The organism is Herbaspirillum sp. VT-16-41, assembly GCF_001994935.1.
Classification (GTDB): Bacteria; Pseudomonadota; Gammaproteobacteria; order Burkholderiales; family Burkholderiaceae_D; genus Herbaspirillum; species Herbaspirillum frisingense.
The window spans coordinates 286,448-302,612 of sequence record NZ_MUXB01000095.1; the positions used below are offsets into that span (position 1 = coordinate 286,448).

The window sequence follows — 16,165 nt, forward strand, 5'->3', positions numbered from 1 at the left end:
GGGCGAGTGGGCTTCTAGCCTACGATCAACTTAGAACTCCAAACATCAATGCTTTTGAATACGCCCAAAATCTCTTCATGGATGACGCTGTCCACCTTCGCTATTTCAACGGCACTGATACCCGCATGCAGTCTGAGCAACCTTCCTCGCAACATGTCACTTAAGACCTTTGATCCTCATCGTAAAGAGTTCGCCTGCAATTACGAAAAAATCGCCGAACCGCCACTAGACCAGGAAGCGGAAGCCTTGTTTAGAGAAGGCCTATCGGCAACCAGCTTCGAGCTCTGGCCGGATGACAGAGATTATGAGAAGGCTGCGAAGCTCTGGACTAAAGCTGCAGAAAAAAGGCACTGGCAAGCGATGCTTAACCTGGCAAGCCTATATCTCGAAGGCAAAGGAGTACAAAGAGATAACGAACGAGGGATTCAATTAGTGGAAGAACTGATGGTGATGGGCCTGCCACGTGCTTACGATTTCATGGGCACGTTGCACATGAATGGCACCGGAGTGAATCAAGATGCGACACGCGCATACGCTTTCTGGTCTCTTGCAGCGGAGATGGGGAGCTCCGACGCTCAAGCTTACTTGGGCGACAGACTGGATGCCACCTACGATGATCCCACAAAAGCCATCTGGGCCAACCGAGCAATCGGACACAAACTAATGAGATGCGGATATTCTCAAGAAAATGGGAAAGCTGCAGCAAATCTTGGCTTAAGAATTGATGTGAATGGAGATCATCTCCAAGCACTGCAGGTTCTGCATGACGGTGTGAAATTCGGTAGTGAAATGAGCGCAATTTTCCTGGCGGTCGGTTTTGATACTGGAGGTACGAAAGCAAACCATATGAAGGACGAAGATAGAGGTGAACGCTATGGGGCCATCGCAGATTTACTCCACCTCAACCCCGACCTCCGCCTCCCCAATCTCGACAAGGTCCTCCCTCTCCCTCCTGCCGTCCTCCCCTATTGGGACGGCGAAAAAGAATCCCTGATCGACGGTGCCAAGCCCGTCAAGACGGTCTCGCTGGATGACATCAAGCCTTCGCCCGCATCACTACGAGAGGGTCGCGCGCATATCCCCGACGGCTTTGTCCTTCCTGATGAGCCGCAGGGTGGACATCTGGTCCAGCATCTACACACCGATGCCGTCATGGGTGGTTATTGGCTTGCCCAACTGCGCAAGCCCGTCACACCCAGACAAGTAGCATGGAATGCCGCGCAGGTACCCATGCGCTACGAGATCGGCGAAGCCTTCGACAAGACCCCTGAAGGAATCACCAAGGATGATGGCGTTTTCCGCTTCCACTATCTCGGCATCCCGGTTCCTCAAGCACCTGAAGCCAAGTACGTTCCCGACTGGCGTGTCCCCCAAGGCGTGATGCGCGAAGTCCCGATGCCTGCTCGCGAGTTGCACTCCACCGGCCTGCTCCCCGCTCCCGCCACCGGCATCTGGCACGGTAGCGTCGATCCGGGCCATCCCCTGGCCAAGGTCTTCAACCAGTGGTACCGCCAGAGCTATGTCGAGGAAGGACAGGCTTTTCCAGACCCGCGTGATCGTGGGCTGGATATCTCTCCGAAAGATATCCAATGGCGGTGGCTCGATCAGGCCAATCGACCACAACCATCGGGGCGCAAAGAAATCACGATCCGTAACTTCTCTCAAGTCGAGACTACTCAAACAAACTCTTGATTATTCGATATTAGAGTGATCGCCAGCCATATGAAAAAAAGCGCCGGCTCGCAAGCCGGCGCTTCTTCATATTTCCTCGAGACAACAATCATCGCGTCAAGACTATCCTCGGATTCAACGCTCCACCGCCAGCGCCACACCCATACCGCCACCGATACAGAGGCTGGCCAGGCCCTTCTTGGCATCCCGGCGCACCATCTCGTGCAGCAGGGTCACCAGCACGCGGCAGCCGGAGGCGCCGATGGGGTGGCCCAGGGCGATCGCGCCGCCGTTGACGTTGATCTTGCTGGTGTCCCAGCCCATCTGCTTGTTCACGGCGATGGCCTGGGCGGCAAAGGCTTCGTTGATTTCCATCAGGTCCAGGTCCTGCGGGGTCCAGCCGGCCTTCTTCAGGGTCAGCTGCGACGCGGGGACCGGGCCCATGCCCATGATGCTGGGGTCCAGGCCGGCCGAGGAGTAGGCCTTGATCCTGGCCAGCACCGGCAGACCCAGTTCGGCCGCCAACTTGGCGGAGGTGACCACCACCGCGGCCGCGCCGTCGTTGATGCCGGAAGCATTGCCCGCGGTCACGGTGCCGGCCTTGTCGAAGGCCGGGCGCAGGCCGGCCAGGGCTTCGGCGGTGACGCCGTGCTTGACGAATTCGTCCGTGTCGAAGACCACAGTTTCCTTCTTGCCCTTGATCTCGATGGGGACGATCTCATCCTTGAACTTGCCAGCCTTCTGCGCGGCTTCGGCCTTGTTTTGCGAGGCGGCGGCGAAGGCGTCCTGCTCTTCGCGGCTGATCTCGAACTTCTTGGCGACGTTCTCTGCCGTGATGCCCATGTGGTACTGGTTGTAGACGTCCCACAGACCGTCGACGATCATGGTGTCGGTCAGCTTGGCATCGCCCATGCGGAAGCCGTCACGCGAGTTGTTCAACACGTGGGGCGAGGCGCTCATGTTTTCCTGGCCGCCGGCGATGACGATCTGGGCGTCGCCGCAACGGATGGCCTGGGCCGCCAGTTGCACCGCCTTCAGGCCGCTGCCGCAGACCTTGCCCACCACGAAGGCCGGGACCATGTCGGGCAGGCCGGACTTGATGACCGACTGGCGCGCCGGGTTCTGTCCCAGACCGGCCGTCAGCACCTGGCCGAGGATGACTTCGCTGATCGCTTCGGGCTTGATGCCGGTCTTGGCCAGCAGGGCCTTGATGACTTGCGCACCCAGATCGGCTGCTGCGATCTTCGACAAGGCACCGCCGAATTTGCCGATCGCCGTTCTCTGTGCTGCGACAATGACCACATCATCCATAACTCGCTCCTTTTATTGAAATGGCAGGAAGCCGCGCGCGGCTGCCTGTCGAAAACCGGGATGGTCATCCTATCCCATTTCAGCTGCGAATGCGATACGGTGAATCTTCGGTAAATCAAGCCAGGGCGAGATAGAGGCAGGGCCTCCCTCAGGCATCTTTCCCTAGGGTGATGATGTGGATGACCGTCCGATAGAGGAGGAAGGCCGCGCCATAGGCGGCGCGCTTGTACCAGGGCACATGCAGAAAGTCCGACAGGTGCACCACCCGGCCCAGGGCGGCGCCGGCTTCGATCTCCTGGCGCAGGTAGCCGGCGAAGGCCGGGTCCTGGACCACCACGTTGGCTTCCTGGTTCACGAACAGGGACAGGCCATCATAGTTGCTGGAGCCGACCGTGGCCCACTTGTCGTCCACCACGGCCACCTTGGCATGCAGCTCGGTATGGGTGTATTCGACGATGCGTACACCGGCACGCAAGAGCTTGGGATAGAAGGAATGCGCCACCGCATCCTGCATCAGGAACTGCCCCACGCCCAGCAGCAAGGTCACCTTGACGCCGCGCATGGCCGCCTCTTCCAGGGCACGCCGCATCTTGCGGCCGGGTGCAAAATAGGGATTGGCGAGGAACGCGCTCTCGCGGGCGCGCCCCAGGGCCTGCAGATAGGCGCGCTGGATGGTGCGGCGGTTGCGGAAGTTGTCGCGCACCACCAGGGCGGCCTGGGTCTGGTCGTGTACCGGGCCGCTATGGCCGTGGCGCAGGCGCCTGAAATTGCGCCAGCGCGCCTTCAGTTTCATGCGGCCCACGCGCAGCCACTGGGCCTGCACTTCCCGGTAGATATCCTGCACCAGCGGTCCGACCACGCTGACGGCAAAATCCCAGCGCGGCGCCGGCAGGGGCATCGCATGGTCGCGGTCGGAAACCATGTCGTCATTGATGTTGAGTCCGCCAACGAAAGCCACCTGGCGGTCCACCACGCACAGCTTGCGATGACTGCGCGCCACGCCGCGCCGGAACCAGGGGTTGAAGGAACGATGCTGCACACCGGCGGCACTCAGGGCGAGGCGCAATTTGTTAGTGTTTTCGCGACCGGTGCCAAGCCAGTCGTTGATGACATACACCACCACGCCACGCCCGGCGGCGCGTTGCAGCGCCTCGCAGACCAGCACGCCGGTATCGTCGAGCGAAAAAATATAAGTTTCGAGGTAGATCTCGACCCGGGCCGTATCAATGGCGGTGATCAGGGCCGGATAGAAACCCGCGCCACTGTGCAGCAAGGCAATCTGGTTGCCGTCGGAAAAGGCGAGGTGGCGCAAGATCAGGCCAGATGCAGTTCGGTGACGATGGGCGCGTGGTCGGACAGGCGCGCCCACGGACCATCCTTGAGCACCTGCGCCGTTTCCACCCGGAAACCACGGACATAGATGCGGTCCAGTCGCAGCCACGGCATCATGGCCGGGAAGGTGCGGGCCGGGCGGATCGGTGCCGACAGGCCACCCAGCCGGCGCAGGCCCTGCATGACGCCGCGGGCGTTCGGTTGCGGCTGGTCGAACACCTCGACCACGCCCAGGTTCTGGTACAGCGTGCGGCTCAGCTGGTTGGTCCAGTCATTGAAGTCGCCAGCGATCACCAGTGGCGCATCCGGTGGCGAGGACGTACTGACCGCCTGCATCAGCGCATCGGTCTGGCGGCGGCGGCCACCGGCGAACAGGCCCAGGTGGATCACGTAGCAATGCACGTCCACGCCTTCCACCGGCACCACGCAGTGCAGGATGCCGCGCGATTCATAGGCATGGTCGGAGACGTCCTGGTTGCGGATGGAGGCGATCTCGAAACGCGAGATCAGGGCGTTGCCATGGTGCCCATGGTCGTACACGGCATTCATGCCGTAGGCGGCGTGGTGGGTGTCACCGGCCAGGTATTCGTGCTGGCCCTGCTGCGGCCAATTGGCGGCGTGGCGCAGGGCGTTGAGATCATGCCGGCCCTGCACTTCCTGCAGGAACAGGATGTCCGGGTCCAGTTGCGCCAGCGCCTGCTTGAGCGCCAGGATGCGCGGCCGTCCGGCAAAGGAGGTCACGCCCTTGTGGATGTTGTATGTGGCAATGCGCAGCTTCATCGATGCAACCTTTCTCTTGTTCTTGTCCGGTTCCGTCCTGGCGCTGCTGTCGGGCTAGCCGGCCAGGTAGCTGGGCAATTGCAGGATTGCCTCCGCATTGGACGGCGAGAAACAGCGGTCGGCCGCTTCGCGGTAAGGCAGCCAGGCGTAGCGTGTGTGTTCGCGCGGGGCGAGCGTCACCGGGATGTCACGCGGCACCAGCAGGCCGAAGACATGCTCGGTGTTCCTGGTCACGCCGGGCGCATAGCGGTGCCGCCAGACCGGATAGATGTCATAGATGTTGGAAAGTTGCCAGTCGCGCAGATGCGCACGCGGCACGCGGTTTCCGCCACCATCGTCTGATTCTACGCCGGCGTCGGCGACGATGATGCCGGTTTCTTCCTGCACTTCGCGTCGGGCAGTCTCCGACAGCTCTTCATCGGGATAGTCCTTGGAACCGGTCACCGATTGCCAGAAACCGGGCTGGTCGGCGCGTTCGATCAGCAGTACGTGGTGGTCGGCGCTGTGGATCACCACCAGCACCGATTCGGGAATCTTGTAGGGCTTGGCTTGCGTCATGGGGCTGTCCGGGCTGCAGCAAAGCCTCCATTGTATCGGGATGGCGCCGACTCAGAGCAGGGACGCTTCGCTCTCGGCCACCAGCCAGCTGCGGAAGGCACGCGCAGCGGCGTGCTCGATGCGGTCGCGCGGCCAGACGGCGTAATAGCCGCCCCCCAGGCTGGCGCTGGCCTCGCAGGCGCGCACCAGCAGCCCCTGTTCCATACAGGCATCGATCATGTGGCGCCAGGCCAGCACGATGCCCTGTCCTTCCATGGCCAGCTGCAACAGCACGGGGTATTGATTGGACAGGATCTGGTGCTCGATGCGGACATCGGGCATGCCGTTGTGGGCCATCCAGTTTTGCCAGGACATCCATTGCCGCTGGCCGTCTTCCAGCATCAGCAGAGTCTCGTGGCGCAGCTCGGCCGGGCTCAGGGTGCGGCCGTCCAGATAGGCGGGCGAACAGACCGGGAACACCTCTTCGTCATACAGCCGACGCGCCGCCATCCCTGAGGGTGGGCCGTCGCGCAGGAAGTAGATGCCCATGTCGAAGTCGGTCTCGGAGAGCTGCGCCAGACTGTCGTTGACGATCAGGCGCAGGTGGCAATCCGGGTGCAGCGCCCGAAAGCGCGCCAGCCGGGGCGTGAGCCACAGCACGGCCACGCCCTGCGAACAGGCTACCGTCAACTCCTGGTGGCCCTTGCGCTTCATGATGTCTTCGGTGGCCTCGGCACAATCGACCAGCAGGCGCTGCACCAGGGCGGCGTAGCGCTGGCCGCTGACCGTCAGGCGCAATGCACGGGGTTCGCGCAGGAACAGCTTCTTGCCCAGGAAGCGCTCCAGCTGGGCGATCTGACGGCTGATGGCGCTTTGTGTGAGGTGCAGTTCAGCGGCGGCACGCGTAAAGCTGCCGTGCCGCATGGCGGCTTCGAAGGCGATCAGTGACGGCAGGGGAGGAAGGGGTGATATACGCATGGTCGGCGCTCCGGCTCGGTTCTTTCAACAGACCATGATGGTAGAGCGAAAAGCATGCCCGCCGCTGCTTTCCTGATGCGATCGGGAAAGCAGCGGCGCAGGCGGGGCAGCAGCCGTGATGGCCGCCGTGCCGATCGAACGATCAGCGACTGCGGTGGATGTGGCCGGACTGCATGACCAGCGACAGGTGTTCGCCCTGCCCGGCCAGGAGCGTGATGTCCTGCAGCGGATTGCCGTCGACCACGATCAGGTCGGCCAGCGCACCGGCGCGCACGGTCCCCAGTTCACCTTCGCGCTGCAGGATGGCGGCGGCAATCGAGGTCGCCGAGCGGATGGTTTCCAGGTTGCCCAGGATCTCGGCGCGGATCAGGAATTCGGTCGACTGGTCCTGATGCATCTCGCCCAGCAGGTCGGAGCCGAAGCCCATCTGCACGCCATGCTCGGCATAGATGCGCAGCGAGTCACGACCGGCCTGACGCACCGATTCGATCTTGGCCACGGAATCCGGCGGCAAGCCCAGGCGGGCACCGTCGCGGGCCAGCGAATCGTAGGTGACCAGTGTCGGCACGACGAAGGCACCATGCTCGCGCATCACGCGGGCGGCATCGGCATCGACCAGGTTGCCATGCTCGATGGTGCGCACGCCGCACCGCACTGCGCGCGAGATGGCGCGGCCGGTGTAGGCGTGTGCCATCACATAGGTCTGGGCGGCTTCGGCCTCGGCCACGATGGCGCGGATTTCATCCTCGCTGTATTGCGTGTTGCCGATAGGATCGGTGGGCGATGCCACGCCACCGGAGGCCATGATCTTGATCTGGGTCGCGCCCTTCTGCAGTTCTTCGCGGGCGGCCAGACGCACTGCGTCCACGCCATCCGCCACACGGGCGATGGCACCGGCGCGGAAGGCGCAGGAGCAGGGCTCCAGCACATCGGAACGTGGACGGAAGTCACCGTGGCCACCGGTCTGCGACAGCGCCTTTCCGGAAGGGAAGATGCGCGGACCCGGCACCAGGCCGATGGCAATGGCTTGCGCCAGGCCCCAGTCGGCGCCACCGGCATCACGCACGCTGGTGAACCCGCGATTCAACATCGCCTCGACGATGGGCAACGCACGGATGGAGGTCAGCGAACCCGGCTGCAGGGCATTCAAGCCCAGGTTGGCCAGCGAGGCCAGCACGTGCACGTGGCAGTCGATCAGGCCCGGCATCACGGTCTTGCCGGCCACATCGATCACACGTGCGCCCGGGACATCCAGGGGCGTGGCGGAGACATCGATGATACGGTCTTTTTCGATCAGGACATCATGGCGCGGGAACAGGCTGCCCAGTGCTGGGTCGAGGACGTTACCGCCCTTCAGGAGAATCTTGGTCATGGCGAAAATCAATGTTGTTGCAGATACTGCGGCTCACGCACGAAGCGGGTGCCGACGAAGCTGATGGCGGCAGCGATCATCACGTAGAAGGCCGGTGCCATGGTGCTGCCGGTGGCGGCGATCAGCCAGGTGATGAAGAAGGAGGCAAAGCCGCCGAAGATGGTCACGGCCAGGTTGTAGGCCACCGACAGGCCGGTGGAGAGCACCTTGGCCGGGAACAGTTCCGAGAACGCCGCCAGGATGGGGCCGGTGTACGCCGCAATCAGGGTGCCGAAGACCAGCTGGAAGATCAGCAGCGTCGACAGGCTGGGCGCGCTGTTGATGTAGGCGAACATGGGATAGGCCAGTACCAGGATCAGCGCGGCCGAACCGGAGAGCAGCGGACGACGGCCGATGCGATCCGCCATGCGACCGACGATGGGTGCCAAGACCATGATGCAGAGTCCACCCACCATGCCGGCGATGAAGCCGGTGGTCTGCGGCAGCTTCAGGACCTTGACCGAATAGGTCGGCATGTAGAACAGCAAGACATAGGTGCAGACCGTCCACAGGATCACCATGGAGAAGCTGGCCGAGGTCTCGCGCGGGAAGTTACGGATCACTTCCTTCAGGGGCGAGTCGGTCTTGTCCTTTTCTTCGAGGAAGGTCGGGGTCTCTTCGAGGTGGTTACGGATGTAGTAGCCAACCGGGCCGATGATGATGCCCAGCAGGAAGGGCAGGCGCCAGCCCCAGCTGGACAGCGCTTCCGGGCTCAGGCTGGAGGTGACGAAGGTACCGACGGCGGCGCCCAGCAGCACGGCCACGCCGATGCTGGCCTGGATCCAGCTGGAATAGAAAGCGCGTTCGCGCTCAGGCGCATATTCGGTCAGGAAGGCGGTGGCGCTGCCCATTTCGCCGCCGGCCGAGAAGCCCTGCAGCAGACGTGCAACGACGATGATCAGCGGCGCGAACAGGCCGATGCTTTCATAGGTCGGTGCCAGGCCGATCATGGTGGTACCCACCGCCATCAACAGGATGGTCACTGACAGCGCTGCCTTGCGACCCACGCGGTCGGCGTAGATACCCAGCAGGATGCCGCCCACCGGGCGCATGAAGAAACCGACGCCGAAGGTGGCCACGGCCAGCAGCAAGGAAGTGAGGTCATTGCCGGTCGGGAAGAACAGTTTGGCGATGATCACCGCGAAGAAGCTGTAGACGGTGAAGTCGAACCATTCGAGGCCGTTGCCGATGACGGTGGCAATGATGGCGCGTCGGCGCTGGTGGTTGCTGACCAGCGGCATCCCGCCGGCTGGTAATGTCGTTCCTTGCATGCTTTCCCCTCATGTCGGACGTTGAATATCCGGCCGATGATAGGGTGCGAGGGGGCCTGGCGGAAATGATATCTGTGCATGCCGCCATGCTTGCAGCGCATGCATGGATTCAGGTTCCGGGAAATGTGGACTCAAGAACCACAAGCGGGTCCTCACGTGAATCCATCTGGAACCGTTCGGACTGAGTAGGCCCTTCAGGGCCGTATCGAAGACGCTCCTGCGCGGGTCGGCGAGCAGGCAAAGGCGTGCCTTCGATACGCGGCGATGCCGCTACTCAGGACGAACGGACGTCGGGTCGCAGCGACGACCGGAATCCCGCCTGATGTTACGCAAGAATAAAATTTATATCATTTATAAAAATAAAAAAGCGCGTGCATTCCTGCACGCGCTTTTCGATGGGTTTATCGAGAAAACCGATAAATCGATCAGGCCTTCACAGCCGGCTCCGTATTGCGCAGGCGGATGTGCAGCTCGCGCAGTTGCTTCTCGTCCACCGCCGAAGGGGCGTGGGTCAGCAGGCACTGGGCGCGCTGGGTCTTGGGGAAGGCGATCACGTCGCGGATCGACTCGGCGCCAGCCATCATGGTGACCAGGCGGTCCAGGCCGAAGGCGATGCCACCGTGCGGGGGCGCGCCATATTGCAGCGCGTCCAGCAGGAAGCCGAACTTCAGGCGGGCTTCTTCGTCATCGATCTTCAGCGCGCGGAACACCTTGCTCTGCACGTCGGCGCGGTGGATACGCACCGAACCGCCGCCCAGTTCCCAACCGTTCAGGACCAGGTCATAGGCCTTGGCGATGGCCGCTGCGGGATTGGTCGAGATGAAGTCTTCGTGGCCATCCTTGGGCGAGGTGAACGGGTGGTGCAGGGCGACCCAGCGCTGGCCGTCTTCGTCGTATTCGAACATGGGGAAGTCGACCACCCACAGCGGACGCCAGGCGTCGTCGAACAGGCCGTTCTTCTTGCCGAAATCGCTGTGGCCGATCTTCACGCGCAGCGCGCCGATGGCATCGTTGACCACCTTGGCCTTGTCGGCACCGAAGAAGATCAGGTCGCCGTCCTGGGCGCCGGTCTTTTCGATGATGGCGTTCAGGGCCGCATCATGGATGTTCTTGACGATGGGCGACTGCAGGCCGTCACGGCCCTTGGCCTTTTCGTTGACCTTGATGTAGGCCAGGCCCTTGGCGCCGTAGATGGCGACGAACTGGGTGTAGGCATCGATTTCCGAACGCGGCATTTCGGCACCGCCCGGCACGCGCAGTCCGACCACGCGGCCGCCTTCGCTGTTGGCGGCACCCGAGAAGACCTTGAAGTCGACGTCCTTCATGACGTCGGTCAGTTCGGTGAATTCCAGCTTGACGCGCATGTCCGGCTTGTCCGAACCATACATGCCCATGGCGGTGGCGAAGTCCATCACCGGGAACGGGTCAGGCAGGTCGATGTCCAGGGCGTTCTTGAAGACCAGGCGGATCATGCCTTCGAACAGGTCACGGATTTCCTGTTCGTTCAGGAAGGAGGTTTCGCAGTCGATCTGGGTGAATTCAGGCTGACGGTCTGCGCGCAGGTCTTCGTCGCGGAAGCACTTGGTGATCTGGTAGTAGCGGTCGAAGTTGGCCACCATCAGCAGCTGCTTGAACAGCTGCGGCGACTGCGGCAGGGCGAAGAATTCGCCGGCGTTCACGCGCGAAGGCACCAGGTAGTCGCGGGCGCCTTCCGGGGTGGACTTGGTCAGCATCGGGGTCTCGATGTCGATGAAGCCCTGGCCATCCAGGAACTTGCGCACTTCCATGGCGACCTTGTAGCGCAGGCGCAGGTTGTTCTGCATCTGCGGACGGCGCAGGTCCAGCACGCGATGGGTCAGGCGGGTGGTTTCGGACAGGCTGTCGTCATCCAGCTGGAACGGGGGCGTCACCGACGGGTTCAGCACTTCCAGCTCGTGGCACAGCACTTCGATCTTGCCCGACTTCAGGTTGGCGTTGGTGGTGCCTTCAGGACGGTTGCGCACCAGGCCGGTGATGCGCAGGCAGAACTCGTTACGCACCGATTCGGCGTTCTTGAAGACATCGGCGCGGTCCGGGTCGCAAACCACCTGGACCAGGCCTTCGCGGTCGCGCAGGTCGATGAAGATCACGCCGCCGTGATCGCGGCGACGGTGCACCCAGCCACACAGGCTGACGGTTTGGCCGAGCAGTGCCTCGGTAGTGAGGCCACAGTATTGGGTTCGCATGGACATGGTTGTGATTCCGTTGACAGTGTTCTTGTTGGATTCGTGAGAGAAGACGCTAAGGGCGAAGGCGGGGCTGGCCGGGCCGCGTGGCACCGGCCGCCCCGTCAATTCTTCGGCGCCGCGGCGTCGGTGATGATCTTCTTGTCGGCCGCCATCTCGGGGGCGACCACGCCCATCGAGACGACATACTTCAGGGCTGCATCGACCGACATGTCGAGTTCGATGGCATCGGCACGCGGCAGCATCAGGAAGAAACCGGAGGTCGGGTTGGGCGTGGTGGGAACGTAGACGCTGATGAAGTCACCGGCCAGGTGGTTCTTCACCTCGCCGCCCGGGGCGCCGGTCAGGAAGGCGATGGTCCACGAACCCTGGCGCGGATACTGGATCAGCACGGCCTTGCGGAAGGCATTGCCGGAGGGCGAGAAGAGCGTATCGGAGACCTGCTTGACGCTGGAATAGATCGACTTCACCACCGGAATGCGGGTCAGGAAACCTTCCCACACCAGCACCAGGCGACGCCCGATGAAGTTGCGCGCGGCCAGGCCGGTCAGGAACACGATCAGCAAGGTCAGGATCGCGCCCAGGCCGGGGATGTTGTGGCCCAGCCAGTGCTGCGGGCGCCAGGCCTCTGGCAGCAGCAGCAGTGACTGGTCCATGGTGCTGATGATCAGGTTCAGTACCCATAGCGTGATGGCCAGGGGAACCAGGATCAGCAGACCCGTGATGAAGTATTTGCGCATGGGGGAAGGAAGGCCTCGTTAGCTTGCGCTGGGGGTAGAGGGCGCAGCAGGCGCCGGCGCTGCCGCTGGTGCTGGCGTGGCGGCCGCCGGGGCCGCGGGTGCTGCAGCAGCCGCGTCACCTGCTGCGGCCGGAGCCTCGCAGGCGCCGGCAATGCCGGTGCCGGTGGCACCCTTGCTGTTGGCGCTACCACTGCCGTTGCCGCGGAAATCGGTGACATACCAGCCGGAACCCTTCAACTGGAAGCCGGCTGCAGTGAGCTGCTTCCTGAAGCTGTCCTGGTGGCAGGAGGGGCAAACGGTCAACGCATCGTCGGAGATCTTCTGCAAGACATCCTTGGCAAAACCACACGCTTCGCAGCGATACGCGTAAATGGGCATGACTAACTCCGCAAAAAACTTCCAAAACCCTGAATTATAAAGGCTTTTGGCGGAGTTTTAGTGAACCGGCCGGCGGCGGCGATGCTGGCGCGCGACGGCATGCCCCGCCGCGCCGGCAAAGTGTTTGCTTTTGAGAAAGTTTCGGGGCCTGCCCTCCCCCTACCCTGCCCCGGTGGGCAGTCAGCCTTCGACGGGAGCGGCGCGGCTGCTGCGCAGGGTGTCGAGGAATTCGCGGCACCACCAATGGACGTCGAACTGGCGGATGTTTTCCATCAAGGCGGCATGGCGCTCGCGCCGCTCGGACTGCGACATCTGCAGGGCCTGCTGGATCACCTGGGCCGCCCCGTGGGTGTCGTAGGGGTTGATGATGAGCGCCTGCTTCATCTGCTCGGCCGCGCCGGCAAAGCGCGACAGCACCAGCACACCGGGATCATCCTCATCCTGGGAGGCGACGAATTCCTTGGCCACCAGGTTCATGCCGTCGCGCAAGGGCGTGACCAACGCGACCGCGCAGGCGCGGTACAGGCCCGGCAGGCGGCGGCGGGCCACGGTGCGGTGGATGTAGCGGATCGGCATCCAGTCGAAGTCGCCGAAATCGCCGTTGATGGAGCCGCACAGGCTTTCCAGCTCGCGCTGGATGTCGCCGTAGGCTTCCACGTCTTCGCGGCTGGGCGAGGCGATCTGCAGCAGAGTGGCGCTGTGACGGTTTTCCGGATACAGGCGCAGCAGTTCGCGGAAAGCGCGGATGCGCTGCGGCAGGCCCTTGGAATAATCCAGCCGATCCACCCCGATCAGCAGGCGGCGGCGCGAGTATTCGGCCTTGGTACTTTCATAGGTGTCGCGCGCTTCCTTGGCCTGGCCCAGGCGCTGGAATTCGGCCACGTCGATGCCGATCGGGAAGGCATTGGCATGCACCGTGCGGTTGAAGGCGCGGAACTGGTTGGGGCCGACCGGCTCGGCCGTGGCTTCGGCCTGGACGTACTGGGCAAAGTGCTGCAGGTCGGCGTGATTCTGGAAGCCCACCAGGTCGTAGGCGAACAGCGCCCGCATCAGCCATTCGTGGGAGGGAATGGCGGTCAGGATGGGGGGCGGGGGCAGCGGGATGTGCAGGAAGAAGCCGATGCGCGCCTCGCAGCCCATGGCGCGCAACTCGGCGGCCAGCGGGATGAGGTGGTAATCGTGGATCCAGACGATGTCATCGCGCTTCAACAGCGGGAACAGCTTGCGCGCAAACAGCTGGTTCACGCGCCGATAGCCGCCCAGATGGCCGGCCTCGAAGTGCGCCAGGTCGAGCCGGTAGTGGAACACCGGCCACAGCACGCCGTTAGCATAGCCACGGTAGTAGGCGTCGTGGTCTTCCTGCGACAGGTCCAACTCGGCCAGGGTGACGCTACCGGCCTGGTTCACGCGCAGCTCGCCCTCGCCGGGCGTGCCGTTCTCGACCACCTTGCCGCTCCAGCCGAACCACAGGCCGCCGGTCTTCTTCAGGGTTTCGCCCAGCGCCACCGCCAGGCCGCCAGCGGCGGGCTTGCGGGGATCGGCCAGGCGATTGGAGACAACAACGAGTCGCGACATCAGATCACCGCCTCCCATGACGCCGACAGGCGCATTGCACAGTTGATGATGCCCACCATCGAATAGGTCTGCGGGAAATTGCCCCACATCTGGCGCGTGACCGGATGGGTGTCCTCGGACAGCAGGCCCAGGTGGTTGCGGGCATCCAGCATGGCCTGGAAGATTTCACGGGCCTGCTCCTTGCGGCCGATGCGGGCCAGCGCATCAATACGCCAGAAGGTGCAGATATTGAAGGCGGTCTCGGGCCGGCCGAAGTCGTCCGGCGCTTCGTAGCGGCGCATGTAGGGGCCATCGCAGAGCGACTTTTCCAGGGCTTCGACGGTGGAAATGAAGCGCTTGTCGGTCGGCGCAATCAGGCCCACCTCCACCATCAGCAACACGCTGGCATCGAGATCACGGCCACCGAAGCTTTCGGCATAGGCCTGGCGCTGCTCGTTCCAGGCTTCGGTGAGGATACGGTCGCCGATTTCCTTGGCCCGGTCGCCCCAATAGCGGGCCCGCTCGGGCAGGTCGACCCGCGCGGCGATCTTGGCCAGGCGATCACACGCGGCCCAGCTCATCAATGCTGATGATGTATGGATGCGCGAGCGGGTACGCAGCTCCCACATGCCGGCATCAGGCTGGCTATAGACCTCGTAGGCGCGCTCGCCGACGGCTTCCAGATGCTGGAAATGCTCGGCCCCGGCGCGATGATGCAGACGCATGTCGTGGAAGGCCTGGGCCGCGCCCAGCACGATGTTGCCGTAGACGTCGTGCTGGAAATGTTCGTAGGCCTGGTTGCCCACGCGAACCGGCTGGTGGTGCTGGTAGCCGGGCAGGTGGTCCAGGATCTGCTCGGGCAGCGCTTCTTCCAGGCCGATGCCATAAAGCGGCTGCACATGGCCGCCGCCGGAGCGCACCACCACGTTGGTCAGCCAGCGCAAGTAGTCTTCCATTGTCCCCAGTTCGGACAGGCTATTCAGGGCGCGTACCACGAAGAAGGCGTCGCGCAGCCAGCAATAGCGATAGTCCCAGTTGCGCTGGCTGCCCGGTGCCTCGGGCACGCTAGTGGTCATGGCGGCGATGATGGCGCCGGTGTCTTCAAAGACCGAGAGCTTCAGAGTGATGGCCGCGCGGATCACCGCATCCTGCCACTCCAGCGGCGTGGCCAGGGCGCGGCTCCAGTTGCGCCAGTAGGCGGTGGTTTCCTGTTCGAAATCGCGGGCGGTGTCGTTGATGCCGCCGTGCAGGGTTTCATCCGGACCCAGGATGAAGTTGTAGGGGCGGCTGACCACGAAGGCGGTCTCGTCCACGATGTAGCTGATCGGCGCATCGGTGTTCAGGCGCAGGGTCTGATCGGGACCGACATAGCGGATGTGGTTGCTGCCGCGGGTCTGCGCCGGGATATCACGGCCCCAGTCGAAGCGCGGACGCAACACCACCCGCATGCGCGGGGCGCCGGAGAGCGGATGGATGCGGCGCACCAGCTGCAGCGGGCGGAAGAAGCGGCCACGGCTCTGGAAGCGCGGCGCCAGGTCGGTGATCTCGATGCCCTGCCCCAGCGTATCGTAGAGCCGGGTGCGCAGCACGGCGGTATTGGGTTCGTACCACTGCTCGCTGTGAGAGAAATTCTCCAGCTGGAAGGCCCACAGCGCGCCATTGTCGGTGGGGTCCAGCAGGGCATTGAAGACCGGGTCGCCATCGAAGCGCGGCAGGCAGCACCAGACGATGCGGCCCATCTTGTCCACCAGCGCCGAGAAGGCGCAGTTGCCGATCACCCCCAGGTCCAGCGAGGAGGTGGAGGGCATGTCGTGCGCCTGGGCGGCCAGGTGCGGCTGTTCGGAATGTTGGGTCTGCGAGTGCGGTTGCGGCTGCGCTTCCTGTTGCGGGTCGGGGCTGGGCTGGCTCATGGTTCCTCGTGCTCTGTTCTGTGGGTCAGATTTCTTGATGGAAGGCGATGATGGGCGCGTGCTGCGC

General features: G+C 63.3%; 13 protein-coding genes. 1 reads left to right on the top strand and 12 read right to left on the bottom strand.

Annotated features, from left to right (window positions below):
* The first annotated feature begins 48 nt into the window (after nucleotides 1-48).
* A complete protein-coding gene (locus BTM36_RS08220; protein WP_306460533.1) occupies nucleotides 49-1,692 on the top strand; it encodes a DUF6396 domain-containing protein in 1,644 nt (547 codons plus the stop codon).
* Nucleotides 1,693-1,806: 114 nt separating this feature from the next.
* Here BTM36_RS08220 and BTM36_RS08225 read toward each other — a convergent pair whose 3' ends face one another.
* From BTM36_RS08225 to BTM36_RS08280, 12 genes are all read right to left on the bottom strand, one after another.
* Nucleotides 1,807-2,982 carry an acetyl-CoA C-acetyltransferase gene (locus BTM36_RS08225; RefSeq protein WP_006464126.1) on the bottom strand — a complete coding sequence of 392 codons (1,176 nt, stop codon included), beginning with the start codon at nucleotides 2,980-2,982 and terminating at the stop codon, nucleotides 1,807-1,809.
* 148 nt (nucleotides 2,983-3,130) lie between these two features.
* Nucleotides 3,131-4,294, bottom strand: a complete 1,164-nt coding sequence (locus BTM36_RS08230; protein ID WP_077235871.1) for a phosphatidylserine/phosphatidylglycerophosphate/cardiolipin synthase family protein — start codon at nucleotides 4,292-4,294, stop codon at nucleotides 3,131-3,133.
* A 2-nt stretch (nucleotides 4,295-4,296) separates the two neighbouring features.
* A complete protein-coding gene (locus tag BTM36_RS08235; RefSeq protein ID WP_006464128.1) occupies nucleotides 4,297-5,094 on the bottom strand; it encodes an endonuclease/exonuclease/phosphatase family protein in 798 nt (265 codons plus the stop codon).
* Between the two features lie 54 nt (nucleotides 5,095-5,148).
* Entirely contained in the window at nucleotides 5,149-5,652 is a 504-nt protein-coding gene (nudB, locus tag BTM36_RS08240; RefSeq protein ID WP_077235872.1) for a dihydroneopterin triphosphate diphosphatase, read from the bottom strand.
* A gap of 51 nt (nucleotides 5,653-5,703) precedes the next feature.
* On the bottom strand, nucleotides 5,704-6,609 hold the full coding sequence (locus BTM36_RS08245) for a LysR substrate-binding domain-containing protein (protein ID WP_077235873.1): 906 nt from the start codon (nucleotides 6,607-6,609) through the stop codon (nucleotides 5,704-5,706).
* Between the two features lie 142 nt (nucleotides 6,610-6,751).
* Nucleotides 6,752-7,981, bottom strand: a complete 1,230-nt coding sequence (locus BTM36_RS08250; RefSeq protein WP_077235908.1) for an amidohydrolase family protein — start codon at nucleotides 7,979-7,981, stop codon at nucleotides 6,752-6,754.
* An 8-nt stretch (nucleotides 7,982-7,989) separates the two neighbouring features.
* Nucleotides 7,990-9,291, bottom strand: coding sequence for an MFS transporter (locus BTM36_RS08255; RefSeq protein ID WP_077235874.1), 1,302 nt, complete (start codon nucleotides 9,289-9,291; stop codon nucleotides 7,990-7,992).
* A 425-nt stretch (nucleotides 9,292-9,716) separates the two neighbouring features.
* Complete coding sequence (gene aspS / locus BTM36_RS08260; protein WP_077235875.1) at nucleotides 9,717-11,522, bottom strand: aspartate--tRNA ligase; 1,806 nt, start codon at nucleotides 11,520-11,522, stop codon at nucleotides 9,717-9,719.
* A 98-nt stretch (nucleotides 11,523-11,620) separates the two neighbouring features.
* Nucleotides 11,621-12,256 (bottom strand): DUF502 domain-containing protein, encoded by a 636-nt coding sequence (locus BTM36_RS08265; RefSeq protein WP_006464134.1) that lies wholly within the window; start codon nucleotides 12,254-12,256, stop codon nucleotides 11,621-11,623.
* Nucleotides 12,257-12,274: 18 nt separating this feature from the next.
* Nucleotides 12,275-12,634, bottom strand: a complete 360-nt coding sequence (locus BTM36_RS08270) for an FmdB family zinc ribbon protein (RefSeq protein ID WP_077235876.1) — start codon at nucleotides 12,632-12,634, stop codon at nucleotides 12,275-12,277.
* A gap of 180 nt (nucleotides 12,635-12,814) precedes the next feature.
* Entirely contained in the window at nucleotides 12,815-14,209 is a 1,395-nt protein-coding gene (gene otsA, locus BTM36_RS08275; protein ID WP_077235877.1) for an alpha,alpha-trehalose-phosphate synthase (UDP-forming), read from the bottom strand.
* On the bottom strand, nucleotides 14,209-16,098 hold the full coding sequence (locus BTM36_RS08280) for a glycoside hydrolase family 15 protein (RefSeq protein WP_077235878.1): 1,890 nt from the start codon (nucleotides 16,096-16,098) through the stop codon (nucleotides 14,209-14,211). The genes otsA and BTM36_RS08280 overlap by 1 nt, the downstream gene beginning before the upstream one ends.
* Nucleotides 16,099-16,165 lie beyond the last annotated feature (67 nt).